This is a genomic window from Kineothrix sp. MSJ-39 (assembly GCF_018917935.1).
GTDB lineage: Bacteria > Bacillota > Clostridia > Lachnospirales > Lachnospiraceae > CAG-194.
This window is the reverse complement of record NZ_JAHLPN010000003.1, coordinates 25,727-48,838: the sequence shown is the minus strand read 5'-3', so window position 1 is coordinate 48,838 and position 23,112 is coordinate 25,727. Positions and strand designations below refer to the sequence as shown.

General features: G+C 41.5%; 25 protein-coding genes. 21 read left to right on the top strand and 4 right to left on the bottom strand.

Translation table 11 applies throughout. The annotated features are described in order from the left end of the window. Window positions 1-66 precede the first annotated feature (66 nt). Together KQI22_RS03365 and KQI22_RS03360 are read left to right on the top strand one after the other, a co-directional pair. Window positions 67-714 carry a sugar O-acetyltransferase gene (locus tag KQI22_RS03365; protein WP_216550668.1) on the top strand — a complete coding sequence of 216 codons (648 nt, stop codon included), beginning with the start codon at window positions 67-69 and terminating at the stop codon, window positions 712-714. An 83-nt stretch (window positions 715-797) separates the two neighbouring features. Further along, window positions 798-1,397, top strand: a complete 600-nt coding sequence (locus KQI22_RS03360; protein WP_216550667.1) for a YczE/YyaS/YitT family protein — start codon at window positions 798-800, stop codon at window positions 1,395-1,397. A gap of 37 nt (window positions 1,398-1,434) precedes the next feature. On the opposite strand, the gene KQI22_RS03355 is transcribed toward KQI22_RS03360, so the two are convergent. Then, window positions 1,435-2,067: a Crp/Fnr family transcriptional regulator gene (locus tag KQI22_RS03355; protein ID WP_216550666.1), complete on the bottom strand. Its 633-nt coding sequence runs from the start codon at window positions 2,065-2,067 to the stop codon at window positions 1,435-1,437. Window positions 2,068-2,168: 101 nt separating this feature from the next. Between KQI22_RS03355 and KQI22_RS03350 the strand changes: the two genes are divergently transcribed. After that, on the top strand, window positions 2,169-3,023 hold the full coding sequence (locus KQI22_RS03350; protein ID WP_216550665.1) for a DMT family transporter: 855 nt from the start codon (window positions 2,169-2,171) through the stop codon (window positions 3,021-3,023). A gap of 106 nt (window positions 3,024-3,129) precedes the next feature. After that, the gene (locus tag KQI22_RS03345; protein WP_216550664.1) at window positions 3,130-4,020 is read left to right on the top strand and encodes an acyl-CoA thioester hydrolase/BAAT C-terminal domain-containing protein; all 891 of its coding nucleotides are present in this window, start codon (window positions 3,130-3,132) and stop codon (window positions 4,018-4,020) included. 62 nt (window positions 4,021-4,082) lie between these two features. Here KQI22_RS03345 and KQI22_RS03340 read toward each other — a convergent pair whose 3' ends face one another. Continuing rightward, the gene (locus KQI22_RS03340) at window positions 4,083-4,685 is read right to left on the bottom strand and encodes a hypothetical protein (protein WP_216550663.1); all 603 of its coding nucleotides are present in this window, start codon (window positions 4,683-4,685) and stop codon (window positions 4,083-4,085) included. Beyond that, entirely contained in the window at window positions 4,675-5,157 is a 483-nt protein-coding gene (locus KQI22_RS03335) for an RNA polymerase sigma factor (RefSeq protein ID WP_216550662.1), read from the bottom strand. The genes KQI22_RS03340 and KQI22_RS03335 overlap by 11 nt, the downstream gene beginning before the upstream one ends. A 233-nt stretch (window positions 5,158-5,390) precedes the next feature. On the opposite strand from KQI22_RS03335, the gene KQI22_RS03330 reads away from it, so the two are divergent. From KQI22_RS03330 to gatB, 16 genes are all read left to right on the top strand, one after another. Next, window positions 5,391-5,918, top strand: coding sequence for a DUF3990 domain-containing protein (locus KQI22_RS03330; RefSeq protein WP_253293491.1), 528 nt, complete (start codon window positions 5,391-5,393; stop codon window positions 5,916-5,918). Then, window positions 5,915-6,154: a hypothetical protein gene (locus KQI22_RS03325; protein ID WP_216550661.1), complete on the top strand. Its 240-nt coding sequence runs from the start codon at window positions 5,915-5,917 to the stop codon at window positions 6,152-6,154. Before KQI22_RS03330 ends, KQI22_RS03325 begins: the two co-directional genes overlap by 4 nt. Before the next feature lie 3 nt (window positions 6,155-6,157). Continuing rightward, on the top strand, window positions 6,158-6,361 hold the full coding sequence (locus tag KQI22_RS03320; protein ID WP_216550660.1) for a DUF3791 domain-containing protein: 204 nt from the start codon (window positions 6,158-6,160) through the stop codon (window positions 6,359-6,361). A 50-nt stretch (window positions 6,362-6,411) separates the two neighbouring features. Then, window positions 6,412-8,010, top strand: a complete 1,599-nt coding sequence (locus tag KQI22_RS03315) for a type I restriction-modification system subunit M (RefSeq protein WP_216550659.1) — start codon at window positions 6,412-6,414, stop codon at window positions 8,008-8,010. Between the two features lie 5 nt (window positions 8,011-8,015). Continuing rightward, complete coding sequence (locus tag KQI22_RS13785) at window positions 8,016-9,221, top strand: restriction endonuclease subunit S (RefSeq protein ID WP_253293490.1); 1,206 nt, start codon at window positions 8,016-8,018, stop codon at window positions 9,219-9,221. Window positions 9,222-9,232: 11 nt separating this feature from the next. Further along, window positions 9,233-9,880, top strand: a complete 648-nt coding sequence (locus KQI22_RS03305; RefSeq protein WP_216550658.1) for a DUF3990 domain-containing protein — start codon at window positions 9,233-9,235, stop codon at window positions 9,878-9,880. A gap of 13 nt (window positions 9,881-9,893) precedes the next feature. After that, window positions 9,894-10,313 (top strand): hypothetical protein, encoded by a 420-nt coding sequence (locus tag KQI22_RS03300; RefSeq protein ID WP_216550657.1) that lies wholly within the window; start codon window positions 9,894-9,896, stop codon window positions 10,311-10,313. Continuing rightward, window positions 10,310-10,786: an NADAR family protein gene (locus KQI22_RS03295; protein WP_216550656.1), complete on the top strand. Its 477-nt coding sequence runs from the start codon at window positions 10,310-10,312 to the stop codon at window positions 10,784-10,786. The genes KQI22_RS03300 and KQI22_RS03295 overlap by 4 nt, the downstream gene beginning before the upstream one ends. Before the next feature lie 143 nt (window positions 10,787-10,929). Then, window positions 10,930-11,328, top strand: a complete 399-nt coding sequence (locus tag KQI22_RS13780; RefSeq protein WP_216550655.1) for a restriction endonuclease subunit S — start codon at window positions 10,930-10,932, stop codon at window positions 11,326-11,328. Between the two features lie 12 nt (window positions 11,329-11,340). After that, entirely contained in the window at window positions 11,341-11,907 is a 567-nt protein-coding gene (locus KQI22_RS03285; protein WP_216550654.1) for a hypothetical protein, read from the top strand. A 36-nt stretch (window positions 11,908-11,943) separates the two neighbouring features. After that, entirely contained in the window at window positions 11,944-14,904 is a 2,961-nt protein-coding gene (locus tag KQI22_RS03280) for a type I restriction endonuclease subunit R (protein ID WP_216550653.1), read from the top strand. Window positions 14,905-14,978: 74 nt separating this feature from the next. Next, on the top strand, window positions 14,979-15,905 hold the full coding sequence (locus KQI22_RS03275) for a site-specific integrase (protein WP_216550652.1): 927 nt from the start codon (window positions 14,979-14,981) through the stop codon (window positions 15,903-15,905). 472 nt (window positions 15,906-16,377) lie between these two features. Next, window positions 16,378-18,126 carry an aspartate--tRNA ligase gene (gene aspS / locus KQI22_RS03270; RefSeq protein ID WP_253293489.1) on the top strand — a complete coding sequence of 583 codons (1,749 nt, stop codon included), beginning with the start codon at window positions 16,378-16,380 and terminating at the stop codon, window positions 18,124-18,126. A 16-nt stretch (window positions 18,127-18,142) separates the two neighbouring features. Beyond that, window positions 18,143-18,433, top strand: a complete 291-nt coding sequence (gene gatC / locus KQI22_RS03265; RefSeq protein WP_216550651.1) for an Asp-tRNA(Asn)/Glu-tRNA(Gln) amidotransferase subunit GatC — start codon at window positions 18,143-18,145, stop codon at window positions 18,431-18,433. Window positions 18,434-18,445: 12 nt separating this feature from the next. Beyond that, window positions 18,446-19,906 (top strand): Asp-tRNA(Asn)/Glu-tRNA(Gln) amidotransferase subunit GatA, encoded by a 1,461-nt coding sequence (gatA, locus tag KQI22_RS03260; protein WP_216550650.1) that lies wholly within the window; start codon window positions 18,446-18,448, stop codon window positions 19,904-19,906. Beyond that, window positions 19,907-21,337, top strand: coding sequence for an Asp-tRNA(Asn)/Glu-tRNA(Gln) amidotransferase subunit GatB (gene gatB, locus KQI22_RS03255; protein WP_216550649.1), 1,431 nt, complete (start codon window positions 19,907-19,909; stop codon window positions 21,335-21,337). 309 nt (window positions 21,338-21,646) lie between these two features. Here gatB and KQI22_RS03250 read toward each other — a convergent pair whose 3' ends face one another. Next, window positions 21,647-22,324: a hypothetical protein gene (locus tag KQI22_RS03250; protein ID WP_216550648.1), complete on the bottom strand. Its 678-nt coding sequence runs from the start codon at window positions 22,322-22,324 to the stop codon at window positions 21,647-21,649. Between the two features lie 217 nt (window positions 22,325-22,541). On the opposite strand from KQI22_RS03250, the gene KQI22_RS03245 reads away from it, so the two are divergent. Continuing rightward, the gene (locus tag KQI22_RS03245) at window positions 22,542-23,051 is read left to right on the top strand and encodes a DUF6106 family protein (RefSeq protein ID WP_216550647.1); all 510 of its coding nucleotides are present in this window, start codon (window positions 22,542-22,544) and stop codon (window positions 23,049-23,051) included. Window positions 23,052-23,112 lie beyond the last annotated feature (61 nt).

The window sequence follows — 23,112 nt, the reverse complement described above, 5'->3', positions numbered from 1 at the left end:
AGGATTGTATATTTTTATAATGAATAGAAAAGTTTCCCTTATAACGGAATCGGAGGATCAGAATATATGGATATGAAAAAAAGAAGAGATATGCAGCTTTTATATGTCACCGATGAAGCAATTATGGAAGAACAAAGTGTCTGCCGAAAGAAATTGCAGAAATTAAATTTTGCAGATCGTTCCAATTTTGATGAAATTGCAGAAATAGTAAAAGATCTTCTTGGTAAGTCAGGAAAGGATTGTACCATTAACCCTCCTTTTTACTGTGATTATGGTTCGCATATTGAGGTCGGTGAGAATTTCTTCGCAAACTATAATTGTACCATTATAGATGTGGCAAGGGTAAAGATTGGAAATAACTGCTTTATGGCACCTAATGTAGCGATTTATACAGCCGGGCATCCGGTTCACCCGGATACACGAAATACGATGTTTGAATATGGGAAGGAGGTAACGATTGGAGATAATGTATGGCTGGGAGGAAACACGGTAGTGTGTCCGGGCGTACATATTGGAGATAATGTGGTGATTGGTGCGGGAAGTGTTGTTACAAAAGATATCCCTGACTGGTCGATCGCAGCAGGGAATCCATGCCGTGTGATCCGCAAAATTACAGAAGATGACAGAAAAAAAGTGTTCCATAAGGAAGAAATTGATGAGGAAGCATGGGATTTGATATATGATATGCGTACAGGATCAAATATATTATTATAAAGATCGTGTGATTGATGAACGTGATCTGGAAGAAGAACGCAGATTACGATAAGAAAGAGAAGTGAAGGTTGGGAGATGTCATAATGCGTAAAACAGAGTGGATGAAAAAAATAATGATCATAGTTATCGGTTCGATCATTGCTGCCTATGGCATTACACTTGCAATGTATGCGGGATTCGGTGGTGCAACCTTGGCGGTATTATGGCAGGGAATCTCTAAAACTTTTCACATCAGTATAGGTATGGCATCTTTGATCGTAGCTGTAGTGATGCTCGTATTTGTATTATTTTATGACAGGTCACAGATCCATATTGGTACGGTCCTTTATCAGATCGTATATAGTTTCTGTGTAGATTTATTTGCAAAGGTACATGTATACAGCACACATATGTGGATCAATGCACTGCTTATGCTGCTGGGAATCATGCTTTTTGCGATCGGAACCGGCTTTTACGCAGCAGCTTCTCTGGGACGCGGTTCCTATGAGGCACTGACATTTTCCCTTGCGGAAAAGAACGGCTGGCAGGTAAAAGCAGTACGGATCCTGCTGGATGCAGTAATGGTTATTAGCGGTGTTTTATTAGGTGGAAAGTTTGGAATCTGTACGATCGTAACAATCCTGATTTCCGGACCGATCATTCAGTTTACAGCATCAAAAACAAAAGCTGTATTTCATATTTGAGTGTTTTTCAGGGGTTATTCTGCATGCGGGAAGTGGGCTATATAGCACGCAGCCCCTCCCTGTCAAGAACCTGTATTTTCCTGTATTGCAGGCGGACAAGCCCTCGTTTTGCAAAATCTGCAAGCACTCTTGCGACCGTGGTGCGGTGCAGGTTCAGACAGACGGCCAGTTCTTCTTGTGTATAAGGAAGCGTATGATCGATGATGCCAAGTTCTTCCTGATCCTGCTTTGTCAGGTCAAGCAGATAGCTAGCAACTCTTTTGGCACTGTCATTGATCGTGAGCCTTTTTATCTGATTACATAATTGCGTGTAATTTTCGGTCAACAGTTCAAAAATGATCTGGTTCAGCTCGCTGTGTCTGCAAATATGCGGATAGAGTGACTTGATCGGACAAGTGATCAGGGTGGTGTCTGTGACAGCAGATATGGTTGCCTGCTGCAAATGACTCAGAAAAGCAGCTTCTCCGATCAGTTGGCCTTCTCCGATGATGCGGTATGTGATCTCTTTTCCATTTTCACTGATGTAGAACATCCGCACTCGTCCGGATTTTACGAGATACAGATTGGAAGACTGATCTCCCTGCATATACAGGACATGACCTGACCGAATCACAAATTCTGTGCCCACTTCTTCAAAAAGCGGATAAAATTTACTGGATAATTTTGCCATAGATAGTTCCTCATTGTTTTGTGAAATTGTAGCATGTGCTACAGTTTCTTTTTTTATAGTATACTATACTCTCTCCAAATGATAAACAAGGGAGAATACTTATGAAAAAACAATATTGGCTGGCAGCGTATACAATCTTTTGCTGGGGCACTTTACCGGCGGTGACAAAACTGACACTGACTGATATTTCCAATATGCAGGTGTTGTTTATCAGTTCGCTGATTGCAGCAGGATGTCTTTACACTTATCTTTTTTGCAGCGGACGGATCCGGATGTTTTCCTCATTGTCCTGGGCTGATCTTTGGCAGTTGATCGGTTTGGGATTCCTCGGGAACTTTCTGTATTCAGCGTTTTATTATGCGAGTTTACGGCGGCTTTCAGCAGCCGATGCATGCAGTATCAATTATCTCTGGCCTATTATGGCAACTATTTGTGCGGCTGTAATGCTGCACGAAAAAATCAAAGCGGCAGACTGGCTGGCAATCCTGCTTTCCTTTTCAGGTGTTGTGCTCATTTCAACCAGAGGAAAGGGTCTGGTACTGGAGGATATGGTGGGAGTCCTATTATGTATTGCAGGTGCCGTTTGTTACGGGATCTTTAATGTCCTGAATAAAAAGAAAGGACTGGATCAGATATTATGTACAGCAGTGTATTTTACGGTTACTGCGGTTTGTTCCTTCCCGTTTCTGCTTGCATCCGGTGAGATAGCGCCTATGTCCGGTTGCACATGGGCGGGAATGTTATGGCTGGGGCTGATTATTGATGCACTGGCGACTTTTGCATGGGGCAGGGCGCTTCAGCTGTCCGAGGTTGGTATTCTTTCTAACCTTGCCTACCTGACTCCTGTTGTGGCTGCGCTGCTTTCCTATGTGATCTTGGGTGAAAAGGTTGCGGTGTGTTCGGTGGTGGGAATGCTGCTTGTTCTGGTCGGCATGTGTCCACTGCTTTCTAATTGATCATATTTTATCTATAAGAACCTCGCTCGCTTGTTCCCATACAGGCCGTGTGCTACACTTTATTTCGTAGGCGGAAATGAGATAAAATATGGAGGGACAAAAGACGATGTCTAAAGAGGAAAATAAAACATATCGCGTGGAAAAAGACGGTTTTTTTGGAGAACTGTTCTGCCCGTCAACAGACCGATATCCGGGGAAAGCACTGATCTGTTTCAGCGGCAGTGATGGCGGAATCGAACTGGCTAAAGTGCTGGCAGAAACATTTCGGGCGCAGGGGCTGACAACTTTAGCTCTGGCATATGTACTGGAAGAAGGACTTCCCAAACAGTTTTCCCGTGTACCGGTTGATTGTCTGGAGGCAGCAGCAAAACGGCTGCACGATATGGGCTATGAAAAAATCGGTCTGTGGGGCATTTCCAAAGGAGCGGAGCTGGCACTATTAGCAGGCAGCCTTTTACCGGGACTTGTCAATGCAGTGGTTGCAGTTTCACCGATGAATACCGTATGTCAGGGATTTGTTAAGGAAAAAGGCATCGCTTTTATACCGGGCAGCAGTTGGAGTTTCCACGGGAAAGAAATTCCTTATTCCTCTTATGTAACAGAGAAATTCCCACTTGGACAGATCTTGCGGAAAAGTATCCGGATCAGGGATGTAACAATGACCGATCTTTATCTGCCGCTTGTGCAGAACCCGAACCCTGACGCAGTGATCCGGGCAGAGAAAATCACGGGACCGATTCTGCTGATCTCTTCTAAAATGGACAATATGTGGCCCTCGGAGGAAGCAGCAAAGCAGATCATGAAGCGGTTACAGGAGCATGATTTCCCATATGCATACCAGCATCTGAGTTATGAGTATGGCGGACATATGTTTGTACCGATGGAATTTGGACAGACAAAGATGTTTAAAGGCGACCGCGGTAAGAATAAAGAACCGGGGCTGAAGGCACGACTGGATTCGCTTCAGAAGACACTGGAATTTGTTTCACAGTGGTAAATTATTGTTTATCAGGATAATAAAATGCGGAAGGCTTTTGAACAAGCCTTCCGCCTCTGTTTTTAGTTGAAGCTTTGGGGATCTGCATATTTATCTTCCGACCATGCATATCCATTGTCATATTTGACAGTCAGATAGGAAACATCATTCCCATCTACCAGTTTCACATAACAGATACCCTCATCGTCAAAACGATCCGTGATCTCTATTTTCTGGTCGTGATAATATACCCAGACTGTACCATCTTCTTCATATTCCACTTCCGGTGCATTGAGCTGATCCTGAACTTCTTCCATGAGCTCTTCCTCGGTAAGCGGACGCTCTTTTCCGTTCCATTCGTAAGCAACGCCACCACCGCTCATGACGGAGTTTTCTTTATCTCCTGCCAGATAGATATCATAACTGCCGTCTGAGTTCAGCTCTAAGGTTGCACTTGTCTGATCACCGTTCAGCCAAAGCTGCACTGTCCGCTGGATTCCACCGACATTCATTGCATAGGCAGTTCCTGTGCCACCAAGTAATAACACACTTACGGCTGCTGCGGCTGCCACTATTTTTGTAATATGTTTTTTCTTTGCCATTGCCATCTTTCTGACCTCCAATTCATTAAGCCCGGAGGTCTGTAAACCTGAAAATGCCTGTTTGTATTTTTCTTTATTTGTCATCGTTCCATTCCTCCTGTAACTGACTTTTCAACATTGTTCTTCCGCGTGACAATCGTACTTTCACGTTGCTTTGCGACAACTTTAAAATATCCGCAATTTCTGCAATGGAATAGTCCTCGTAGTAAAACAGATGGATCACGATCCTGTATTTTTCGGGCAGCTTCATGACCGCTTCAAACAGATCCTGTGAATCCCCGGTTTCAAACGGGATCTGCTCCAAATAGTCTTCCCAAGGGACTTTATGGTTTCTCCAAAATGTCAGATTTGCATTTTTTGCTTTATTGATCACGACGCGTAGCAGCCAGGCGCGGATATGCTGTTCACTTTCAAACTCTTTTTTGCTGATATGATATTGAATGAATGTATCCTGCACAGCGTCCTCTGCATCTTCTGCATTTTTACAGACACTAAATGCGGCTGCATACAGATTCTTCTGATAGCACGTGATCAATTCCTGTAACGGTTGTCTCATACGAACTCCTTTGTTGTTGCATTTTCCTGAAAGACCTTTCACTTATCATACATGTGAAAAAGGAAAAAAGTTACATAAAAATATAAATTGTGCGGTTGACTAATACTATTTGTATGAAAAGTGGCCGAATAGACTTTAAAATAATGAAAAACGGACAGAAAGGTGTTGCAAAACACCGGAAATATTAACATAATAAAGAAAAAACGAAAACATAGTGCTGTATACAGCACAAAATGAATGACACATTTATTAAAAGAGAAAATAGGAGGGTATTTTATATGATTTTGTATCACGGAAGTAATGTTATTGTAGACAAGCCGAAGCTCATTAAACAAAATCGTTATCTGGATTTCGGTTTCGGATTCTATACTACAACCAACCGTGATCAGGCAGTGAACTTTGCACAAAAAGTCACAGATCGCCGAAAAACAGGGGAGGCTACTTTAAATGTCTATTCAATAAATGAGAATATAGCATTCAAAGAGTGTAGCCTGCTTTGCTTTGATGAACCGGATGAAGCGTGGCTGGACTTTGTGGCTGCAAACCGTCAAGGGGAATATCAGGGAAAACAGTATGACCTGATTTATGGCGCAGTGGCAAATGATGATGTGTATCGTACAATTGCCCTCTATATGACAGGGGTATTAGACAAAGAGCAAACATTAACGGCACTTAAGATTCGGAAATTGTTTAATCAACTGGTGTTTGCAACAGAAAAGGGATTTCCATACTTACATTTTGAGGGGAGGGAGCTTGTATGAATGAGGATCAATTCAGTGCAATGCTAGCTGTTATTGTGCCACCTATTATTGAACAAATTACAAAAAACAGTAATGTGGATGTTGATAAGGCTATTGCCAGTTTTTATCGTTCCAGACTTTATCAGGAGCTTTCGGACGAAAAGTCCAAGCTATGGCACTATAGTGCATTGACGTTATATACTATGTATCAGGATGAACTTTTAACTGGTTCTTATGATTACCCGGAGGAGGCGTAAGAGATGAGCAAAGAATCCAACTTCGTGATTTATTGCATGGAAAGGTATCGTTATTATAAAAGACTTTCGGGTGCAGAAGTAGCAAAGATCTTTGAAACATATGGTATTTATGGATATATTACAAAATATTTTGAATCACTGCATACAATGGGAGACCGTTATATTGTGCAGGATATTGATGATTATATCAGGGGGCTAGTTATGTAGGTCGGGATTAATACAAACGCAAGATAGTACGATTTGGAGGAAAAAGGGATATGGCAGAGACAGAAAACAGTAAAGATTTGATAAGCGTGTTGTGGAGCGGAGCAGATATATTACGATCCAAAATGGATGCAAATGAGTATAAAGACTATTTGCTTGGAATTGTATTTTATAAGTATCTTTCGGATTCGTTTTTAATCAGAGTATACGATTTGATTTATGATGAAAAACCGGATAGCTTAAGGAGTGCATTAGAGGCATATAAAGAGGCTCTGGAAGATGAAAGTGCTGAAGAATTAAAAGAGCAGATAAAATCAGAATGCCACTATGTAATAGAGCCGGATCTGACATATACATGTTTTGCAGATGCAGCACGGAATAATTCATTTAACCGCGAGCAATTACAAAAGGCATTTAATAATATAGAACAGAGTGATCCTTTGTTTGCCGATTTGTTTACTGATATAGACTTATATTCCAATCGGTTAGGAACAGGGGATCAGAAGCAAAGTGATACGATTTCTAATCTGATAAAAGAGATTGACAAAGCAGACCTGCTTCATTCAGATGCAGAGATACTTGGTAATGCATATGAGTATTTAATTGGGCAATTTGCTTCAGAAACAGGTAAAAAAGCCGGTGAGTTCTATACGCCTCAGGCAGTTTCAAAAATTTTGACAAAGATAGCAATTGCAGGACAGGAGAAGAAAAAAGGATTATCCGTATATGATCCATGTATGGGTTCAGGTTCCCTGTTATTGAATGCAAAGAAATATGCAGTGGAGCCAAATTATATCAAATATTATGGACAGGAATTAAATACCTCTACCTACAATCTTGCGCGCATGAATATGTTTCTGCATGGTGTAGTACCTGAAAATCAGACGCTTCGGAATGGTGATACATTGGATGGAGACTGGCCGACCGGAGAAGAAACAGATTTTAATATGGTACTTATGAATCCGCCATATTCTGCAAAATGGAGTGCAGCAGCAGGATTTTTGCAGGATGAAAGATTTAGCGACTATGGAGTACTTGCCCCGAAATCAAAAGCGGATTATGCCTTCCTGCTTCATGGACTGTATCATTTGAAAAGCGATGGAACAATGGCAATCGTATTACCACATGGAGTCCTTTTCCGTGGTGCAGCAGAAGGAAAAATCAGAGAGAAACTTCTTCGTTCCGGCAATATTTATGCAGTGATCGGTTTGCCTGCTAATCTGTTTTACAACACTTCGATTCCAACATGCATTCTTGTGTTAAAGAAGCATAGAGAGGGAAGGGATGTTTTATTTATTGATGCATCTCAGAAGTTTGAAAAAGGGAAAAAACAGAATGCAATGACGGATGTACATATCGATTCTGTCATGAACCTCTATAATGACAGGAAAACTGTGGAAAAAGAGGCCTATTTGGCAAGTTTTGAGGATATTGAGAAAAATGACTTTAATTTAAATATTCCTCGTTATGTCGATAATTTTGAAAAAGAAGAAGAAATCGATCTGGATGATTTATTGACAAGCATTTCCAACACAGATAACGAAATCGAAAAAACACAGGCAGAGTTTTTATCACTTCTTAAAGAACTGACATCAGATGATGAAAAGATTATGTCATCACTGCATAGCCTTGTTGAAAAGATGGAGGAGTGATGAATATGGGAAAACCGAAAATTAGATTTAAAGGGTTCGATAACGATTGGGAACAGCGTAAGTTTGGAAGCTTGTTAGATGAAACGAAAAATAAGACGTCTGTTGAGGATGAAGACACATTGCTTTCTTGTGCTATAAATGGTATGTATCTTAATTCTGAATTGTTTAGCCATTTTAGAGGGGCATCCAATGTTGGGTATTTAAAAGTTAAAAAAAATGATTTGATTTTGTCAGCACAAAATTTACATCTTGGAAATTGCAATGTAAATTTACGATTTGAACATGGCATAATATCGCCTGCTTACAAGGTTTATGAACTTGTTGATTGCAATCCGTTGTTTATGCAAGCATGGGTAAAAAGGGATAGTACCAAAAATTTTTTCCTGCGGGCATCGACCGAGGGCGCAAGCATTTGTAGAAAAAATATTGTTTGGGAAGAACTGTATAAACAAGAATTGTTGGTTCCAGACATTGAAGAACAGAAGAAGATCGGAGCATATTTTGATTATCTCGATCACCTCATCACTCTTCACCAGCGAAAGTGTGAAGATACAAAAAAACTGAAAAAATACATGTTGCAAAAAATGTTTCCTCAAAATGGGTCAAAAGTTCCAGAGATAAGATTTAAAGGTTTTACTGACGATTGGGAACAGCGTAAGTTAGATGATGTAGCCGAATTTAGTAAGGGCAATGGATATTCTAAGAGCGATTTAATAGAGTCTGGAACCCCGATTATCTTGTATGGTAGACTATATACAAAATATGAAACTAGCATTTCTGATGTGGATACTTATGTAGAGGCAAAAGAGGGAGCTGTATATAGTAAAGGCGGAGAAGTTATTGTACCAGCATCAGGTGAAACAGCAGAAGATATTGCAAGAGCTGCAACCGTTGATAAATCAGGGATTTTGCTTGGCGGAGACTTAAATGTTGTGATGCCGAATAAGGATATTAATTCTGCTTTTATGGCAATTTCTATTTCTAATGGAAATTCGCAACGAGAATTGGCAAAAAAAGCACAGGGAAAGTCAGTAGTTCATATCCATAATGAGGAGATAAAAAATTTGATTGTTCCATTCCCAAACAGGATGGAACAAGACAAAATAGTAGATTATTTTATTAATCTCGATCACCTCATCACTCTTCACCAGAATAAGTGTGAAGAATTGAAAAAAATAAAGAAATACATGCTTCAAAACATGTTTGTTTAGGAGGATATGGAATGGGAAAGATTATATTGTATCATGGTACTCCAAACAAAATAGTAACACCGGTATTTGGCGGTGGAGAGGAAAAGCATGATTATGGAAAAGGCTTTTATTTGACTGAGAATATTGAGCTTGCCAAAGAGTGGGCGGTTTGCAGACCACAGGAGGCAAATGGATGGGTGCATAAGTATGAATTGGATTGCGATTCACTGAAAATATTTGATTATCAAGAGGCTTCTATCATGGCGTGGTTGGCAGAATTGATGAAGCACAGAGCTGCGGCAGAGTCAAAAAGATATAAAATATTGGCTGCAAAATTTATAGACAAATATGGCATAGATACCAGCAATTATGATGTGATTAAGGGCTGGAGAGCAAATGCGTCATATTTTTATATAGCCAAAGAGTTTGTAAGGGATAATATTGACGTCGAGATCCTAGAAGAACTTCTTTCTTTGGGAGGTCTGGGAATTCAGTATTGCATAAAATCGGAGCTGGCATATGAAAATTTACGCGAAATAAGAGATGGATTATTGTCAGTTGCATATAGTGAATTTAATCAGAAATACAACCAAAGAGATGACAGTGCAAGAAAAAGAATGCGTGATTTAGTGAATTCAGATGCTAATAAGGTGACAAATGTGTTTAGCACACTGATTTAAGAGGTGAATGGGTATGGGAGCATATTCGGATGCGTATTTAGGTGAGGTCGTTGAAAACCAAGGCAAGTTATTTGACTATGTGGCAGAGACCTTCCCTGATAAAGATACAGAGGATTTTATTAATGCATACATGGCAAGTAAAACCAGAAGATATATTGATGAAGCACAGGCTTATGTGAACACAATGGATGCAGAAGAACTGTGGAGATATTTTACTGAGAATGAAAATTATCATATGAAATCGGGGAAATCCATGACCGGATTTATGCCGGATTGGATTGGTGAGTTTTATGCATATTATCAGTGGTATTATGATCTTCCTAGTGCAGAAGTCGTTCGGAAGATACCGGTAGATTTTCTGCAAAAAGCATATGCAGGACTTCATGATCTGGATTTAGATCTGGCGGTGCAGAAAGTGGGAGCGGTGTCATGAAAGTTGTGTGTTTTCATAATCCTGATGAAGAAAATGGTTTTTTGAGTAATTGGTATGTATCAAAATTTGAAGTGGATGGAAGGATGTTCTCTTCCATGGAGCAGTTTATGATGTATCGGAAAGCAATCTGTTTTGTGGATGAGGCAGTAGCGGAACAGATACTGAAAACTGATGATGTTGCACATATTAAGGAACTAGGACGCATGGTGTCCGGTTATAATGAAAATGTGTGGAATGGGATGCGGCAATTAATAGTGTATGAAGGATTAGTTGCAAAATTTTCGCAAAATGAGGAACTCAAAGAAAGGCTGTTGCAGACGGGGGGTGCGTTATTGGCTGAGTGTGCGGTGCATGATCGGATATGGGGGATTGGGCTGTCAATGAAGGACGAAAAGAGATTTGATATATCGCAGTGGAGAGGAGAAAATCTTCTGGGATATGCATTGATGATGGTTCGAAATAAGATAAAATAACTTGGATACATCGTAAGTGTGGAAAATTCAAAACTGTCAAATATAAAACTTGGGAACAGCGTAAGTTCTGTGATATCGCTACAAGAGAGTCTTATGTTTGTATATCTGCATCAGATATTCCAAGTGTAGAATATGAGGATGTGGTGACAGAAGAAGGGCGGTTAAATAAAGATATCTGTTCAAAAGAAACGGTAAAATCTGGGATTAAGTTTGATGGCTCCCAGGTGCTTTATGGAAAGCTTCGTCCATACTTGCATAACTGGTTAAACCCAGATTTTAAGGGGGTTGCAGTCGGTGATTGGTGGGTGCTGAAGCCCAATAATATGGACAAAAATTTTCTTTATCGCCTTATTCAAACAAAGCAATTTGATAATATTGCAAACCAGTCATCAGGCTCAAAAATGCCACGAGCAGATTGGAACTTAATATCTAATTCGGAGTTTGTGGTGCCACTTTCAAAAGAGGAACAGAGTAAGATTGGTGGATATTTTGATTGTCTCGACCACCTCATCACTCTTCACCAGCGAGAGTGTTCAACTTGATAAAATGATCGAATGAACGCTTGGGAACAGCGTAAGTTTGGAAGCTTGTTAGATGAAACGAAAAATAAGACGTCTGTTGAGGATGAAGACACATTGCTTTCTTGTGCTATAAATGGTATGTATCTTAATTCTGAATTGTTTAGCCATTTTAGAGGGGCATCCAATGTTGGGTATTTAAAAGTTAAAAAAAATGATTTGATTTTGTCAGCACAAAATTTACATCTTGGAAATTGCAATGTAAATTTACGATTTGAACATGGCATAATATCGCCTGCTTACAAGGTTTATGAACTTGTTGATTGCAATCCGTTGTTTATGCAAGCATGGGTAAAAAGGGATAGTACCAAAAATTTTTTCCTGCGGGCATCGACCGAGGGCGCAAGCATTTGTAGAAAAAATATTGTTTGGGAAGAACTGTATAAACAAGAATTGTTGGTTCCAGACATTGAAGAACAGAAGAAGATCGGAGCATATTTTGATTATCTCGATCACCTCATCACTCTTCACCATCGTAAGCTTATTTACGTGAAAAACACCTCAAAATTCACACAAAATGATATAATAAGAGAAAAAATATAACTATTAATGTACTTTATGACAGGGGGATAACAATTTATGGCAGAACTTGAGTCAGTAATAGAACAGAAATTAATTGATCAGTTGGTTTATGGTGAGTCCCAATGGATCTATCAGCCGGATCTGAAAACAGAGGACGACTTATGGAATAATTTTCGATATATTCTGGAGCAGAATAATAAGGACAGGCTGGACGGAGAGCATCTGACAGATGCAGAGTTTGAACAGGTGAGGAATCAATTGCAGTTTTCATCATTCTATAAAGCCGGGGAATGGCTTGTTGGTGAGAATGGCAAGGTAATGGTTCATGTTCAGCGAGATACTGAGAAACTTCATCTTGTCGTTATGAATCATGAGCATATTGCAGGTGGCAGCAGTGTATATCAGGTTATAAATCAATATAGAGCTTTAAAGGATGATGAAGAAACAAAAGCACAGGATAGAAGATTTGATGTGACATTGATGATCAATGGGTTGCCAATGATCCATATAGAATTGAAAAATAAACAACATTCCTATATGGATGGCTTCTGGCAGATTAAGAAATATATTGGAGAAGGAAAGTTTACAGGTATTTTCTCGGCTGTTCAGATGTTTGTAATCAGTAACGGAGTTGATACAAAATACTTCAGCGCGGCGGGAGACACAGAACTGAATCCTAAATTTGTAAGTGGGTGGCTGGATGAAAAAAACAATCCGGTATCGGATTACTTAGAATTTGCCAAAAGTGTACTCCGTATTCCGGCAGCACATGAAATGATAGCAAGATATACTGTTCTGGACGAGGACGCAAAGCGTCTGATATTACTTCGACCTTATCAGATTCATGCAATAGAAGCAATTAGGGAGGCATCTAAAACAGGGAAGTCGGGATATGTGTGGCATACGACCGGTTCAGGAAAAACGCTGACTTCTTATAAGGCAACCAGAAATCTTTTAATGGATATTCCTACTATTGATAAGGCTATTTTCCTGATTGATAGAAAAGATCTGGACACACAGACAACGATGGCATTTCAGGCATATGCAAATAATGATCTGATTGATGTGGATGAGACAGACAATGTTTCTGATCTTAAGAAAAAGCTGAAATCCGATGACAGACAGGTAATTGTTACTACAATACAAAAACTGCAAAGATTAATTACCAAAAGATTGGAAGAAGGAACACCAGAGTATACAAAGATAAAAAATCTCCGAATTGCATTTGTCGTGGACGAGTGTCATAGAGCTGTAACACCGGGGACGAAGAGGGAACTGGAAAGATTTTTCGGAAAATCCTTGTGGTATGGATTTACGGGAACACCTCGTTTTGCAGAAAATCCATATCCGAAGTTAGGTGATTTGCCTCGGACAACAGAAGAATTATATGGAAAGCGTCTGCATGAGTATACCATTCAAAATGCGATTAAAGACAATGCTGTATTAGGGTTTCAGGTAGAGCATGATGGACCCAAAAACATGGTAGACGAAACGGACAGCCGAATTTACGAGAATGAAACACATATGTTGAAAGTGCTGGATGTGATTTTGAATAAATCTTATCATAAGCTGGGCTTCCAAAATGGTAAAGGAAAAACTTACGAGGGCCTGTTAACAACCAGTTCAATCCAATTAGCGCAGAAGTATTATGAATTACTGAAGAGAGTGAAAAATGGTGAGACATCTCTACAGATAGATGAGAGGATCAGACAGGTATTGCCGGATTTCCCTAAGTTTGCGATTACATATTCTGTAACAGAAAATGACGAAAGTTCCCATTTGAACCAACAGAAAATGCGTGAGTCATTAGATGATTATAATAGCATGTTCAATACGAAATATGATCTGTCACAGATACAGGCTTATAATGGTAATTTAAATAAGCGTTTGGCAAGAAAAGACTCCAAATTTAAAAGTAGAAGCGAGCAACTGGATCTTGTTATTGTGGTAGATCGTCTCCTGACAGGTTTTGATGCACCATGTATGTCGACTATGTTTATTGACAGACAGCCAATGGGGCCGCACGATTTGATACAGGCGTTTTCAAGGACGAATCGTATATTTGATAAAAATAAGGCATATGGACAGATTGTGACTTTTCAGGCACCGAAGCTCTTTAAGGAAAGTGTTGATAATGCTGTGAAATTGTATTCTGCGGGAAGCACGGGAACGGCACTTGTGGCTGAATGGAAAGAAATAGAACCTGCTTTTCGGAAATCATTGAAGGCACTTCGTGCATCTGCAGAAAAGCCATCAGAAATTCCGGGGATGTCACGCAAAGAAAAGATTGTATTTATAAAAATGTTTCAGAATTTTGATAAGCTGTTCGCACAACTGAAGGCGTTTTCCCAGTATGATGACAGTATGTTGGAAAGTTATGGCATTACGGAAGATGAATATGAGGATTATGCGGGACATTATTTTAATGTGAAAGCAGAAATTCAGTCAGAATCAGATGATCCGGCAGATTCGGATACACCGGAGGTGGATCAGGATTATGAGTTAATGGCATACAGTCATACAAAAATAGATTATGAGTATATTATCAATCTGATCCAGAATATCGTAACGCCTGATGATGATTCGGAAGTAACACCGGAACAAAGAAAGAAACAGATTGAAGAAGTGAAGCAATATATTGAGGATCTGCGGAAAGATAATTTTCAGGTTGCTGATATCATGGACAGCCTTGTGTATGAAATAGAGCTTGACAAGGATAAATATAAGGGGCAGTCAATTTTAAATATTGTTGAAAATATGAAACGGGATTGCATTGAGAAAATTGTTAAGGATTTTTGCCTGACATGGTATGCGTCTAAAGATGATGTTATGTACGCGGCAACTCATTACAGAAATGGAGAAATCCCAAATGAAAATGCAATTAAGATAACATCCGATTTTGCCGGATATAAGGCTGCGCAAGAGAAGGCAATACCAAAGTTCAAATATTATACACAGCTCCTTTCAGCATTAAAGAAAACACTGGATGAGGAAATAAAGCCTCTGATCAATAATTAGGCACATTGATTTGCGGGAGAAAATAGTCTTTACTATTCATATCAGCGTAAGCACAAATAAAATGGAGGTAGCTTATGCGAAACGATATGGATGGAACAGAATTATTTTGTAATTATTATAAGCAGTGGATTGAAGTATACAAGAAGGACGCCATAAGAGAAGCGACGATGGCAAAATATCTGATGACGCAGAAATGGGTTGAAAAACTGGTTCCCAGACTGAAGGTATCTGATTTAACAAGGACAGTGTATCAACAACTTCTTAACGATTATGCAAAAGAGCATGAAAGACAGACGACGCTTGATTTTCATCATCAGTTGAAAGGTGCCATTCTTGATGCGGTGGATGAAGGGCTGATAGACAGAGATCCGACCAGAAAAGCCATCATCAAAGGAAAAACACCAAAAGTAAAGAAGATAAAATATTTAAATCAATTTGAGTTACATACGTTAATTGCACATCTGGATATTAGGGAGAACCCCAACTGGGACTGGTTTATATTATTGGTTGCAAAAACAGGAATGAGATTCTCGGAAGCACTTGCAATTACACCGGCGGACTTTGATTTTGCAAGACAGACTTTATCTGTAAGCAAAACATGGGACTATAAAGGAGAGGGAGGATTTCTGCCTACAAAAAATAAATCGTCTGTTAGGAAAATTCAAATAGACTGGCAGATTGTTGTGAAGTTTTCGGAACTGGTTAAAAATTTGCCCGAGGATAAGCCAATATTTGTAGGGGAGGACAAAATATATAATTCAACAGTTAATGATGTCCTTTCAAGGCATTGCAGAGAGTGCGGGATATCCGTGATTTCAATCCATGGTCTCAGACATACACATGCTTCTCTTTTATTATTTGCAGGTGTTTCGATTGCCAGTGTTGCAAGACGACTGGGGCACGCCAGTATGACAACTACACAAAAAACATATCTGCATATTATACAGGAGCTGGAAAATAAGGATGTGGACTTAGTCATGAGAACATTATCCGGTTTGTAAAATTGCTGTTATAAACAAAGCTTACGCTGATTGAGAAAATAAACACTATCACGCACAAAAGATGCACCATACAGGAAAAACGCTCTGAATCGAAAAAAATACTTGCAATCCATTTTTCAGGGTGCTAAAATCTGAACCAAGAAATGCAGAGAAGGAGACTCTTGTCAGGAAAAACGACAGGAAAGTGATGCCACCGACTGAAAGCATCCGCGCGGGAACTGATAAAGGGAACACTCCGGAGCAGATTATTCGAACCTCTATAACGGGATATAGAGCTAGGGTAATACGTGACACGCGTTAAGTGGAAGAGTGGAGAAGATCTAGGAAAAGGTATTCGGCTGAAGTCTTCTCAATGCGGGTGGTACCGCGGATTTAGAATATCCGTCCCGGGACAATGATTTGTCCCGGGACTTTTTAGTTGTGTGATACATCAAGGCCGGGACACTACAGAAGGAAAGACAGGAGGAGCAACATGAAAGCAAACATGTACAGAGATGTTTATTTAAAAGACATCACGGAAGAGCAAATTGGTCAGACCCTGAAGGTCAGCGGATGGGTAGAAAACATCAGAGATCACGGCGGTGTATCCTTTATCGATCTCAGGGATATGTATGGTGTCCTGCAGGTTGTCCTGCGTGATACATCCCTGCTTACCGGTATTGTAAAAGAGGATTGCGTATCCATCACCGGTATTATCGAAAAGCGTGATGAAGAAACTTATAACCCGAAGATCGCGACAGGAACGATCGAGCTGGAAGCAAAGACGATCCAGATCCTTGGCAAGGTATATAAACCACTTCCGTTTGAAGTCATGACATCCAAGGAGATCCGTGAAGATCTTCGTTTAAAATATCGTTATCTGGATCTGAGAAACCAGAAGGTAAAAGACAACATTATTTTCCGTAGTCAGGTGATCAGCTTCCTGCGCCAGAAAATGACAGAAATGGGATTTTTAGAGATCCAGACACCGATCCTGTGTGCTTCCTCACCGGAAGGTGCACGTGATTATATTGTACCGAGCAGAAAGTACAAAGGTAAATTTTATGCACTGCCACAGGCACCACAGCAGTATAAACAGCTTCTGATGGTATCCGGCTTTGATAAATATTTCCAGATCGCACCGTGTTTCAGAGATGAGGATGCAAGAGCAGACCGTTCACCGGGCGAATTTTATCAGCTCGATTTTGAAATGAGCTTTGCAACACAGGAAGACGTATTTGCAGTCGGAGAAGAAGTGCTCTCCGCTACCTTTGAGAAATTTGCACCGGAAGGCTATTCCGTTACACAGGCACCATATCCGATCATCAGCTACAAACAGGCTATGCTGGAGTTTGGTACGGATAAACCGGATCTTCGTAACCCGCTTCGTATTATCGATGTGACAGAGTTCTTCCAGAGATGTACTTTCAAGCCGTTTAAGGGAAGAACCGTCAGAGCCATTAAAGTAAACCAGCAGATGTCCAAGGGCTTCCATGAAAAGCTTCTGAAGTTTGCACAGTCTATCGGAATGGGCGGACTTGGTTACCTTGAGGTAATGGAAGACATGAGCTACAAGGGACCGATCGATAAATTCATTCCGGACGATATGAAGGTAGAAATGAAAGAATTGGCAGGTCTTTCCGCCGGAGATACCATTTTCTTTATCGCTGATAAGGAAGCACGTGCTAACCTTTATGCTGGACAGATCAGAACCGAGCTTGGTGAAAAGCTTGACCTGATCGAGAAGAACGCTTATCGATTCTGCTATATCAACGACTTCCCGATGTTTGAGCTGGATGAAGAAACAAAGCAGATCGGCTTTACCCACAACCCGTTCTCTATGCCACAGGGTGGACTGGAAGCATTAAAAACACAGGATCCGCTTACGATTCTGGCATATCAGTACGATATTGTATGTAACGGTGTGGAGCTTTCTTCCGGTGCTGTCCGTAACCACGATATGGAGATCATGGTAAAGGCATTTGAAATTGCAGGCTATGATGAAGAAACACTGAAAAACAAATTTGGCGCATTGTACAACGCATTCCAGTTCGGCGCACCGCCGCACGCAGGTATGGCACCTGGTGTAGACCGTATGATCATGCTGCTCCGCAATGAAGAAAATATCCGTGAAGTCATTGCATTCCCGATGAGCGGATCTGCACAGGATCTGATGTGTGGTGCACCGAATGATGTCACAGAACAGCAGCTTCGTGAAGTACACATCAAGGTAAGAGATTAAGAGTGGAGGTAATCTGATGGCAAACGTGATCAGTGACGAAACAATCGAATATGTAGGCATTCTGGCAAAGCTTGCCCTTTCCGATGAGGAAAAGGAGCAGGCCAAAAAGGATATGGCAGATATGCTTGATTATATTGATCAGCTCGGTGAACTGGATACAGAAGGCGTAGAGCCGATGAGTCATATTTTTGATACTTGTAATGTATTCCGTGAGGATGTTGTCACAAACGGAGACGACAGTGAGAACATGCTGAAAAATGCACCAGAGGAAAAAGACGGTATGTATCTGGTACCGAGAACATTTTAAGGAGGCTCCGAAATGAACGATATTTTAAAATTAACGGCTGTGGAGCTTTCCACGAAGATCAAAGCAGGCGAGCTCACGGCAGTGGATGCGGTAGAAGCTGTTTTTGCGCAGATCGCAGAAAAGGAAGAAGATCTGCACTGCTATGTGACATTAGATAAAGAAGGCGCACTTGCACAGGCAAAAGAGGTACAGGAGAGGATCGAAAAGGGAGAACTGACAGGACCGCTTGCAGGTGTTCCGGTTGCGATCAAGGATAATATGTGCACAGAAGGTATGCTGACAACCTGTTCTTCCAAGATCCTTGGCAACTTTATCCCGACTTACTCTTCCGAGGCAGTTCTGAATCTGCAGAAAGCAGGGGCAGTTGTGATCGGTAAAACGAACATGGATGAGTTTGCCATGGGTTCCACAACAGAAACTTCTGCTTATGGTGCAACGAAGAATCCATGGAATACAGAGCATGTACCGGGAGGTTCTTCCGGTGGTTCTGCAGCAGCGGTAGCAGCGGATGAATGCTTCTTTGCACTTGGTTCCGATACAGGCGGATCCATCCGTCAGCCGGCTTCCTACTGCGGCGTTGTCGGTATGAAACCAACTTACGGAACCGTATCCCGTTACGGACTGATCGCCTATGGTTCTTCTCTGGATCAGATTGGACCACTGGCAAAGGATGTAACAGACTGTGCGACTATTCTGGAAGCCATTGCAAGCTATGATGAAAAAGATTCTACCAGCCAGAAAAGAGAAGATACAGATTTTACAAAAGCACTGGTAAATGATGTCAAGGGAATGAGGATCGGTATTCCAAAAGATTATTTCAGCGAAGGCCTGGATCCTGAAGTCAAAGAAAAAGTATTAGCAGCAGCTAACCTTTTGAAAGAAAAGGGTGCGATCATCGAGGAGTTTGATCTGGCACTTGTGAAATATGCGATCCCAACCTATTATACGATCGCAGATGCGGAAGCAAGCTCCAATCTGGAACGATTCGACGGCGTGAAATACGGATATCGTACAGAATCCGCAGAGGAACTGCATGCCATGTACAAGCAGACACGTTCGGAAGGTTTCGGAGCGGAAGTCAAGAGAAGAATCATGCTTGGTTCGTTCGTTCTCAGCTCCGGTTATTATGACGCATACTATCTGAAAGCATTAAAGGTAAAAGCACTGATCAAAAAGGCGTTTGATGAGGCCTTTGCAAAATATGACATGATCCTTGGCCCTGTTGCACCAACAACAGCACCAAAGCTCGGACAGAGTCTTTCCGATCCGATCAAGATGTATCTAGGCGATATTTATACGATCTCAGTCAACCTTGCAGGACTGCCGGGCATCAGTGTTCCGTGCGGAACAGATGCACAGGGACTGCCGATCGGTCTGCAGTTGATCGGAGATTGCTTCGCAGAGAAGAAGCTGATCCAGGCTGCCTATACTTATGAGCAGGCAAGAGGTAAATTCGGAAGGGAGGACGCATAAATGGCAAAGCAATATGAAACCGTCATTGGTCTGGAGGTTCATGTAGAGCTGGCGACCAAAACAAAAATTTTCTGTGGCTGTTCCACTGCTTTCGGTGGTGCACCGAATACCCATGTGTGTCCTGTCTGCAGCGGAATGCCGGGTTCTCTGCCCGTTTTAAATAAGCAGGTATTAAAATACGCGGTTGCAGTCGGTATGGCAATGAACTGCGACATCACAAGATATGCCAAATTTGACCGGAAAAACTATTTCTACCCGGATAACCCGCAGAACTATCAGATTTCCCAGTTGTATCTGCCGATCTGCCGTAACGGGTATGTGGAGATTGAAACAGAAGCAGGCAGCAAGAAGGTAGGAATCCATGAGATCCATATGGAGGAGGATGCAGGAAAGCTGATCCATGATGAGTGGGAAGACTGCACACTGGTAGATTATAACCGTTCCGGTGTTCCGTTGATCGAGATCGTATCCGAACCGGATATGCGCAGTGCAGAGGAAGTCATTGCTTACCTGGAAAAGCTGCGTATGCTGATCCAGTATCTCGGTGCTTCCGACTGCAAGCTGCAGGAAGGCAGTATGCGTGCAGATGTCAACCTTTCCGTACGGGAAGTCGGACAGAAGGAATTCGGAACTCGTACAGAAATGAAGAACCTGAACTCCTTTAAAGCGATCGCGCATGCCATTGAAGGTGAGCAGGCAAGACAGATCGACCTGATCGAAGCAGGCAAGGCGGTCGTACAGGAAACAAGACGCTGGGATGATACAAAGGGTGAGTCTTATGCAATGCGAAGCAAAGAAGATGCACAGGATTACCGTTATTTCCCGGATCCAGACCTGACACCGATCGTTGTTTCGGATGAATGGCTTGCACAGATCAAAGCAGAGGAACCGGAATTCAGACCGGAGAAGATGCAGCGTTATAAAGAAGAATTTGATCTGCCGGACTATGATATCGAGATCCTGACAGGCACCAAGAAAATGGCGGATCTGTTTGAAGAAACAACCGCGATCTGCAACCAGCCGAAGAAGGTCAGCAACTGGCTGATGGTACAGACAATGCAGCTTTTGAAGGAGAACAGCATGGATCCTGAGGACATTCGTTTCTCACCGGAGCATTTAGCTTCCCTGATCAAGCTTGTAGATGATAAAGCTATCAACTCCAGCGTGGCAAAGACTGTTTTTGAAAAGATGTTTGCAGAAGACATCGACCCGGAAAAATATGTGGAAGAAAACGGACTGAAAACCGTCAATGATGAAGGCGCACTCCGCAAGACGATCGAAGATGTGATCACAGCTAACCCGCAGTCAGTCGAAGATTATCACAACGGAAAAGAAAAGGCGATCGGATTCCTTGTCGGACAGACGATGAAGGCAATGCACGGCAAAGCCGATCCGGGCATGGTAAATAAGGTCCTGAAGGAACTATTGTAACTTCAAAATAGAAAAATAATAAATATAAATGAAAAATCCCGGGGATGTATCTAAGCAATCGATAGTGTAGACGACCGAGATTTGCTTCGCATTTGCTGGGCGGAGAGACCACCACGCTTTTGGGTAAATGTAACGGATTTACCATGTAAATCCGTTATGCAGCCTCTGTGCATCGGCAAAGCCGATTTTACATGCACAGAGGTTCGAGTGGCTGGAGCCCATGCAAAATATGCGTTAAGCAAATCGCAGGGTAGTCAAACGTGATTGCGTAGATACATTCCCGGGATTTTATATTATACATATTATCATTTACGATTCCGCCAGTTCATACAGATACCGGATAAAATCAATTCCCACATCCAGCGACTTGGAAGACGCCGGCAGTGCGATGATCGGGCGCGAATCTTTTGTATATAGGGATGTGATCGCAGGCAGATCGTCTGCATAAAAGCCGATGGCATATGTTTTACCATTGTCATAGGTAAACTCATAAAGCCGGTCTTTGACCTTTTCGTATAGATCCGCAGGAAGCTGTGCTTTCAGATCGCACAGGTAACCCTGCGAAGCGAAATCATCTATGATCCATGTATTGCCGATCAGCACATCATAATCACCTGTTTCGATATAAGCCTGCAGTGTCTGTGAATTGGCGACGGAGAGTGATCCGGTTGCTTCTTCGGGGATAGACAGCTTGGTGTTGATGGAGACAGGCGTCTGGGAGGTATCCACATTTCTGCTTTCGGCGTAGCCTTCCATAAGCTCCTGACTCTGCTGTGATTTTGTAATATCACAGTTGACGAGCGCGACATAGACATATTCCTCAAATGAATTTTTGTAGAGCGTAAGCCCAAGGTAGCAGAGAAAGGCGATGACTGCAACTGCAAGCGCAACCCATTTCCACTGGTAATACCAGAAATATTTAAATCGTTCCCAGTGGGACATTTGTTTTACCCGTTCCTTCTGGGCGCGGATCTCATCTTTCATCATAAGCTATCGTCTCCTTCTATGCAGCAGGACTTGCTGCGATTTAACCATTTTCATCCTTCTTATGATACTTGCAGCCATTTAAAGTGTCAACGAAGCAGACTGATATTTCACAATCTTTTCATGACTGGAATACAGATTCTTTATAATTTCCTATAGCTTTTCAGTCTTTTTTGTACTAATATAAAAGAGAACGAAAATAAAACAGCAGGTGATAAAAATGAATGATACTTACGTAGAATTACTGATAAGAAGAAAACACAGCATTTTGCCGGTGCTTCTTCGTAATCTTCTGATCGTGGCAGGAGTGCTTGCACTTCTCGCAGCGTTTTTACTGACCGGAAGCATTGTACTGTTTTTAGTCGGTGCAATCTTGTTGGGACTGGCATATCTGGTAAATTTCAACAAAATAATAGAATATGAATATCTGTATCTGGACAAGCATCTGACGATCGACAGGATCCAGAATCAGTCCAGAAGAAAGACAGTGGCAGAATATGACCTGACAACAATGGAACTGTTTGCGCCTGCTTCATCAGGCAGAATGGCTGCATATCAGGGCAGAAATGATATCAAAACAGTAGATTATTCCACAGGGGAAAAGGACAGCAGTCCATACGCCCTGATCATTAAAGTAAATAATCAGCTGCAAAAGGTTTTGCTTGAAGTAAATGATGAACTCTTTGAGCAGATCAGCAAGGTGGCACCCCGTGTTACTTTCCGGGATTGACGAAGCGATTCAAGTTTGATAAACTTGCCGATAAGAAAAAACTAACACAAGATCATGGAGG